The 4,226-nt window shown below is 69.8% G+C and carries 2 protein-coding genes; both read left to right on the forward strand.

The window, feature by feature from the left end:
• Positions 1–868 (forward strand): hypothetical protein (locus tag VI238_RS09650; protein WP_331650805.1); only part of this gene is annotated, 868 nt, incomplete at its 5' end.
• Positions 869–994: 126 nt separating this feature from the next.
• Positions 995–3,928 carry a PQQ-binding-like beta-propeller repeat protein gene (locus VI238_RS09655; protein WP_331650807.1) on the forward strand — a complete coding sequence of 978 codons (2,934 nt, stop codon included), beginning with the start codon at positions 995–997 and terminating at the stop codon, positions 3,926–3,928.
• Positions 3,929–4,226: the final 298 nt, after the last annotated feature.

Raw genomic sequence — 4,226 nt, forward strand, 5'->3', positions numbered from 1 at the left:
CAGTGGCTGCGCGGGGTATGGGGAAGCCTACCTGCTGCCTGGCGGCGACAAGCTCGTGCCATTCCAGCGCGACTACGCGCCGTGGCTCAGGCGCCAGCACAATGACGGCAGCGGCCTCGTCGACGAGTGGATGCTCGGCGCGGCGTCGCCGATCCTGTCCTCGTGGGTGCGCCAGATCCTGCGCGACCCGAACGGGCAGCTGCACGTCTACCTGCGGCGCGGGCATCGCTTCACCGGGTCGGTGAGTTTCCTTGCCGCGCTCGATGCGCAGGGCAACCTGCTCGGCCAGCAGGCGTTCTATCCGTACGACGGCGACCCCGTCGATGCGTGGTCGTACCCCGAGCCGCTCGCGATGCCTGCGCCGGACCGCGTGCTCGCGCGCACGTACGCGGCGCGGCTGCCGCTGCCGACGACGTCCGGTGTCGCGCTCTACGACACGAGCGTGACCGCGCACGGCAACCTCGCAGTCGCGCTCGACACCGACCGCATGCAGGCCGACGTGGACAGCGCGCTCGCGTTCCACCTGCACGTCGCATACGCGGGCGACGTGCCGATCGCAGGTGCGCGCCTCGTCGCGAACCTGCCCTGGGCGAGCGGCATAACCGGCGCGACCTGCGCCGTGCAATCCGGTGGCGACTGCATCCTGGACACGCGCAGCGGCAATCTGCGCGCGACGTTCGATCTCGCACCCGGCGGCACGGTCGACGTGTCGGGCTCCGTGCGCGTACTCGATGCCGTCACCGAGAAACCCGCGATCACCGCGACGACCTACGGCCCCGTGGGCTTGAGCGAAGCCGACACGATCGACAACTTCGCGCGCGTCGACCTCGCGCAGAGCCTGTTCAGCGACGGCTTCGACGCGGACTGATCCCGACCCGGCGCTGCGCGCCGGTTCGATGCTAGGATTCCAGTTTGCAGCGTTTCCGACCCTTGGGTGCCGCTTCGCGAGGGCTCCGGTCGCGCTGTCGTCATGACGTAGCCAGGGGATTGCCGCATGCAAGTCGTACCCGTCCATCGCCGAGCGGCGATCTCGCTGCTCGCCCTGTTCGCGTGCGCGCGCTCGATCGACGGTTGCGCGGACGACGATTGGTCGAGCCCGTGGTACGCCTCGGGACCGCCGACGGTGACGACGACGCAGACCGGCGGCAAGCCGCAAGCCGTGGTCGGTTTCGCGGCGAACGGGGATGTCCTGCTGAGCGGACGCACGTTCAGCGGGAAGGACGGCACGCTTACGCGCATGGCGTCCGACGGTGCCCTGCGCTGGAGTTCGAACCTCCGTCCGACGTCGTGGACGTTCGCTTCGGCACTGACGGGTGGCGACGACGGCGGGGCGTTCGCTGCCTTCGCGCTCCATCCCGATTTCAATTCGGACGATGGCGGATTCCTCGCGCGATTCGGGCCCACGGGTACCCGACGCTGGTCCCACTACGTGCCGACCGGTTGGCTCGTTCGCGTCGGTTCCACGCGCATCGCCAGCGCCGGCTGCGTCGCGCTCACGATGCTCGACGTCGATTCGGGGAACGTGCTCTGGCAGCGCGAGTACGGTTCGCCGTCCCGCGACTGTCGTGGTGGTGGCCTCGTCGGCGACGGCCAGGGCGCCCTGTATGCGGCATTCGAGATGCAGGCCGGCGTGAACGCGATCGTCGGCTCGCGCCTGGTCCGGCTGGATGCGGACGGGCACGAGGCCTGGAACATCGCGATCCCGGGCAGCGGCATCCGTGCGGTGCCCGCTGTCGTCGGCGATGTCGTGATCGTCGCCGACGCGACGACGCTGCAGGGCCGCTCGACCATGGACGGACACCGGCTGTGGCAAGCGCCGATCGCCGACGGCGAGCGCGTGCTCGGCGCGACCGCCAGTGGCGATCCCGTCCTCGTTTCGAACCTGGGGCTGCGCCAGCTCGCGTCTGCGACCGGAAGCGAACGCTGGTCGCGCACGATCACCGTGCGCGGTGCCGACATCGTGGGCGACGCCGTGATCGTCGCCGGCGATTCGGTGCTCCATCGCGTGGACACCGCCGACGGCGCACTCGCGTGGAGCACTCCGGTGTCCGACGCGAGTTGGCTCGCCGCAGGCGGCTACGACGGCACGACGTTCGCCGTCGTGCGCAACCGCGAAGGTTCGCAGCCGCCCGAGGTCCTGCGTTTCGACTTCGCGAGCGGTGCGCAAACGGCGGCGCCGTCCGTGCCGCCGGTCGCGCAGCCGATCGAGGGAACGACGATATTCGCCGCCGACGGCCGCGCGTTCGGTGTCGGTGTCACCGGCAAGGCAGGGGAGTACGCGGTCCGCCTGCGTGCGCTCGACGCAACGACCGGCATGACGGATTGGGAGATCGCATATCCGGACAGCAGCTGGCTGTACCGCGAATGGTCCGGCCTCGCGGAACCGGCCGCAACCGCCGACGCTGGCGCGATCGCGGTCACGCTGCAGGCGTACTGGGGTCAGGGCGAGTGTCCGTATGCGTTCACCCAAGCCTACCCTGTCTCACTGTATCGCACGTCGGACGGTGCCAGGACCTGGCACGTCTCGCTCGCCGATCCGCAGGGGCAGTCGCGTTGCAGCAGTGTGTCGCGCCCGCGCCTCGACAGCTCCGGTGATGTCCTCGTCGAGGTCGACGAGTTCCGGCAATGCCCGCCGCCGAACGGCGACTCCTGGTTCTGCGGCCGGAATACCGTGTACAAGCTCGCGCGCACCGACGGCCACGTGCTCTGGCGCGCGGACGACGGCACACGCACCGGAGATCCCGACCGCTGGTCGATGGTCGGCGACGACGTGCTGCGCTACGGGCCGTTCGCGGGCTCGACCGATACGGTCCGCCGCATCTCCGGCGCGGACGGCCACGTGGTGTGGGCGTCGACCGTGTTTTCCGGCGACGGCATTTCCTCCGAAGTTCACCGCATCGACGATACGCACGTCGTCGTATTTCCACTGCTGCACGGATCGGGACGGTGGGCGCTGCTCGACACGTCGACGGGCGCGACCGACTGGCTCGCGGATGCGGGCGCGCAGAGCTGTCCCTATCCCGCCTGCTACGACGCCGGCGGCGTCGTGCTGCCTGACGGCGACCTGCTCTATCCCGCCCGGCGCGACTACGGCATGGCGGTGATGCGCCTGTACAACGACGGCTCGGGAACGATGGAGACCCGAGCCGTGGAGCCGAACGATCCGTCGGTCGTCTCCAGCCTCGATCACTTCATCGCCGACGCCGGTGGTCGATGGCATGCGCTCCTCTCCCGCAGGCTGCAACGCGCCGCGAACGCGTCGCCGGTCGGCAGCGTCGGGTTCATCGCTCCATTCGACGTCGCAACGGGCGTGTTGGGCGCGCAACAGGCCGTCAGCGCGTTCAACGGCAACGCCGACGACGGGTCTGCGTGGCAGTGGTTCGATTGGAAGGCGGCTCCGCTCGATTCGCTGCGGATGCCGGACGGCGACCACCTGCTCGGCAGTGTCCTTGCGAAGCAGGCGCCGGCGCCGACCACGGCATCGACGCGCATGATCGACCTCTCGGTGAGCGCGCACGGCAATCTTGCCGTCCAAGTCGAGGTCGACCGCGCGCACGTGTCGCCCGGCGACCGCGTGTCGTTCGTCCTGCGCGCGACCTACACCGGCGACGCGCCGATCGCGGGGGCGCACCTCGCGGCGATGCCGCCCTGGTCGAGCGGCGTCGTCGATGCCGTGTGCACGGTCGACTCCGCTAGCGACTGCACGGTCGACACGGCATCCGGAAACGTCGATGCGACGTTCGACATCGCCCCGGGCGGCTCGATCGAGGTCCGAGGCAGCGTGCTCGTGCTCGACATCGACGCGATCCCGCTGCTGTCGGCGATGGCGTACGGACCGAGCGGCCTCGCCGAACAGGACACGATCGACAACTTCGCCGGCGTCGCGCTCGCCCAGAGCCTGTTCGTCGACGGTTTCGACGCGCGCTGACATCCGGCCGCCTCGCGCGCGCAGGCGTCGTCCATGCGACGACGCTGCCTGCGACCGATCCTTTCTCCCGCGCATCCTGACGGCATGACTTCCGGCAGGTTGCGCCGGCCGCGCCGAACTACTACAAGTGTAGTACTACGGCTGTAGAGAGGATTCCCCGGATGGCGCGAGCCAAGGATGTCAGCCTCAGCGAGCTGCAGATCGCGCTCATGCGCGTGCTGTGGCGGCGCGGCGAGGCGAGCACGGCCGACGTCGCCGCCGAACTCGGTGACGCGCGCGGCCTCAAGCACACGACCGT

It is taken from the genome of Dokdonella sp., from assembly GCF_036518555.1.
Taxonomy (GTDB): Bacteria; Pseudomonadota; Gammaproteobacteria; order Xanthomonadales; family Rhodanobacteraceae; genus Dokdonella_A.